This is a genomic window from Rhodococcus sp. P4_F5 (assembly GCF_056401315.1).
Genome location: NZ_JBFUJP010000140.1, coordinates 1 through 3,280, shown reverse-complemented (window position 1 = coordinate 3,280; position 3,280 = coordinate 1). Strand labels below are relative to the sequence as shown.

The 3,280-nt window shown below is 67.3% G+C and carries 3 protein-coding genes; 1 reads left to right on the top strand and 2 read right to left on the bottom strand.

The window, feature by feature from the left end:
- Window positions 1–1,434, bottom strand: a 1,434-nt coding sequence (locus AC1DU4_RS26215; protein WP_477844888.1) for an MFS transporter, incomplete at its 3' end; no start/stop codon positions are given.
- 123 nt (window positions 1,435–1,557) lie between these two features.
- Between AC1DU4_RS26215 and AC1DU4_RS26210 the strand changes: the two genes are divergently transcribed.
- Window positions 1,558–2,022, top strand: a complete 465-nt coding sequence (locus AC1DU4_RS26210) for a MarR family winged helix-turn-helix transcriptional regulator (protein WP_477844886.1) — start codon at window positions 1,558–1,560, stop codon at window positions 2,020–2,022.
- Window positions 2,023–2,113: 91 nt separating this feature from the next.
- On the opposite strand, the gene AC1DU4_RS26205 is transcribed toward AC1DU4_RS26210, so the two are convergent.
- A partial coding sequence (locus AC1DU4_RS26205) for an NAD(P)-dependent malic enzyme (RefSeq protein ID WP_477844884.1) occupies window positions 2,114–3,280 on the bottom strand: 1,167 nt, incomplete at its 5' end.

Here is a 3,280-nt window from a genome sequence, read left to right as displayed (position 1 = left end):
GGGGATGGCTGCGGCGAACGCGACCGCCGACACGCCTGCGATGACGGCGATGACGAACGCCGTCGTGAAGCCGCGTTCGCTCGGGAGTTCTCCGGCACCGAAACCGGTGGTGATGAGCGTCGTCGTCAGGATGGCCGTCGTCACGGCACTCGATGTCGACGTTCCCAGAGAGCGTCCGAGAGTGTTGATTCCGTTCGCCTGGCCGGACTGGGCTCGGTCGACGTGCAGGAGAATCAGAGCCGGCGCTGCGGAGAAGCAGAACGCGACGCTACCCATGATGAGCATGCTCGCTGCGATCAACTGCCAGAGCTGACCGTGGAACGGGACGAGAAACACATACCCGGCGGCGAACCCGATCGCGCCGACGACCATCGTGACCTTCGGGCCGAACCGCTCCGACACCCGTGCCGCGATGCCCGGCATAGTCAGCGACACGAGGCCGCTCGGGGCGACACAGAGACCCGTGAAGGCGAGGGACTTACCCAGTCCGAACCCCGTCTGGGTCGGTAGCTGCATCAACTGAGGCTGCGCGAGCAGGATCACGTACATCCCGATTCCGACCGCGATCGTGGCCAGATTCGTGAACAGAATCGGGCGGGTCGCGGTAGTGCGCAAGTCGAGGAGCGGTGCACTGATCCGCAACTCGTACCACCCCCACAACAAGAGCACGATTGCGGATCCGGCGAGCGTGCCGATCGTCGCGGCGGAACCCCATCCCCACGAGTTCCCGTTGCTGAGGGCGATCAGGAGGCCGATCACGCCGATGCTCAGCCCCACTGCGCCCACGACATCGACTCGCGCGTCCGGCCGCCCGGCCGTGTCAGGCACGACGGCGATGATGCCGGCCAGGGCGAGGAGGCCGAGAACCACGCAGGCGCCGAACAGCCCGCGCAGCCCGATGAACTCGGCGGCCACAGCGCTCACGGTGAAACCGAGTGCGCCGCCCACACCCACCATCGCGCTGACCAGGCTGACGGATTTGAGGACGCGGTCGCCGTGCACGAACGAGCGCAATGCGCTGATGCCCAGCGGAATCAGCGCCATCGTCACGCCCTGGAGGACCCGGGCGACGATCATCGGACCGACTGTCGTCGCCGATGCGCCGATCGCAGACCCGGCAACCATGCAGGCCATGGCGATGACCATCATCCGCCGCTGACCGTAGAGGTCACCGAGACTGCCGAACAGCACACTGCTGATCGCTCCAGACAGGAGCATCGCCGTCACCATCCACGAAGTCGCACTGGACGATGCGTTCAACAGTTCGGGTAGCTCCGGCAGCATCGGGACGACGAGGGCCTGCATCATCGTGCCCAGCAGTGCCGAGAAGGCGATGACGGGCACGGTCATGCTCGAGCGCTTCCCAGCGGCGTCGCCGACGCGATCCGCGCCGATGCGGCCTCGGGCCGTGCTGGTCAACTGCTCTGCCCGCAACGATCCATCCTCCGCTCCGTCGTCGGCTGAACCGGAAGTTGAGCCGGAGCCTTTATATCAGGTCCCTGATAAGCCACCTGATATAGACTCCCGCGAAGGACTAGACGACCTCGAGGAGCCACCGTGGCGGACTATCTGTCCGACCTTCTCTCGCAACCGGATCCGACCGGACTCGACAACCTTCATCACCGACTCAGGCATGTCTCCCAGCTCGCGCTACGTGTCGTCGACGACGAAATGGCGACGATCGATCTCACGATCGCGAGATTCACGGTGCTCGCGGCGATCAAGCGCCATCCAGGCGTTTCGGGCGCGGCACTGGCGAACATGACGCTGCAGACGCCACAGTCCCTCACGAGCATGGCCGCGATCCTGGAACGTGACGGTCTGATCATCCGTAGCCCGGGCAGGGGGAGGATCATCGGCCATTCCCTTACCGAAGCGGGTGAAACGGCCACCGCCGCAGGTCGCGACATCCTGGACGACCTCCACGGTCGGCTGGGCGAGGAACTCGGCTCCGAGCGAGTGCGACGCCTCAATGCCGACCTCGACGCGTTCACTGCGGCTCTACTCGCGCAACGGCGCTGACGAGCGCCTGCCCTCGACACAGAAACGCTCGGCCGGGCAGACCCGGCCGAGCGTTTTGCTGATCCGATCGACGCGATGCGCCCCGGACGTCCTACACGACGCCCTCGTCCTTGGCCGCCTGTGCGACCGCCGCAGCGACCGCGGGGGCCACCCGCGGGTCGAGCGGGCTGGGCACGATCTTGTCGACCGCAAGCTCGTCGGCGACGACGGACAGGATCGCCTCGGCCGCGGCGAGCTTCATGCCCTCGGTGATCCGCCGCGCGCCGGCGTCGAGCGCGCCCTTGAACACACCGGGGAAGGCGAGCACGTTGTTGATCTGGTTCGGGAAGTCGCTGCGGCCGGTCGCCACGATCGCGGCGTGCTTGCGGGCGATGTCCGGGTGGATCTCCGGGTCCGGGTTGGACATCGCGAAGATGATCGCCTCGGGAGCCATCGTCGCGATGATCTCCTCGGGGACGGTGCCCGCGGACACGCCGAGGAACACGTCTGCGCCGTCGAGCGCCTCGACGATGCCACCGGTGCGGCCGGCCGGGTTGGTGCGGGCGGCGAGGTCGACCTTGATCTCGTTCAGGTCACCGCGGTCGCTGGACACGATGCCCTTGGAGTCGAGCACCGTAACATCGGCGATGCCGGCCGCGAGCAGGATGTTCGCGCAGGCGACACCCGCCGCCCCGGCGCCCGAGATCACCACGCGCAGGGCGGTGATGTCGCGATTCTGGACCCTGACCGCGCCCTTGAGCGCGGCGAGCGCCACGATCGCGGTGCCGTGCTGGTCGTCGTGCATGACGGGGCAGTCGAGGGCCTCGATGACCCGCTTCTCGATCTCGAAGCAGCGCGGGGCCGAGATGTCCTCGAGGTTGACGGCGCCGAAGCTCGGGCGCAGCCGGACGAGGGTCTCGACGATCTCGTCGGGATCGGTGGTGTCGAGCACCAGTGGGATCGAGTTCAGGCCGGCGAAGTTCTTGAACAACGCCGACTTGCCCTCCATGACCGGCAGCGACGCGCGCGGGCCGATGTCGCCGAGGCCGAGCACGGCGGTGCCGTCGCTCACGACGACCACGAGGCGACTGGTCCACGTGTAGCGGTCGGCCAGCGACTCGTCGGCGTGGATGGCGCGGCTCACCTGGGCGACACCGGGGGTGTAGGCGATGGACAGCGCTCGCTGGGTGTCGAGCGGAGCTGTGGTCTCGACAGAGAGCTTGCCGCCGAGATGGCCCGCGAAGATCTCTTCGTCGGTCAACTCAACCTTGGACGGAGT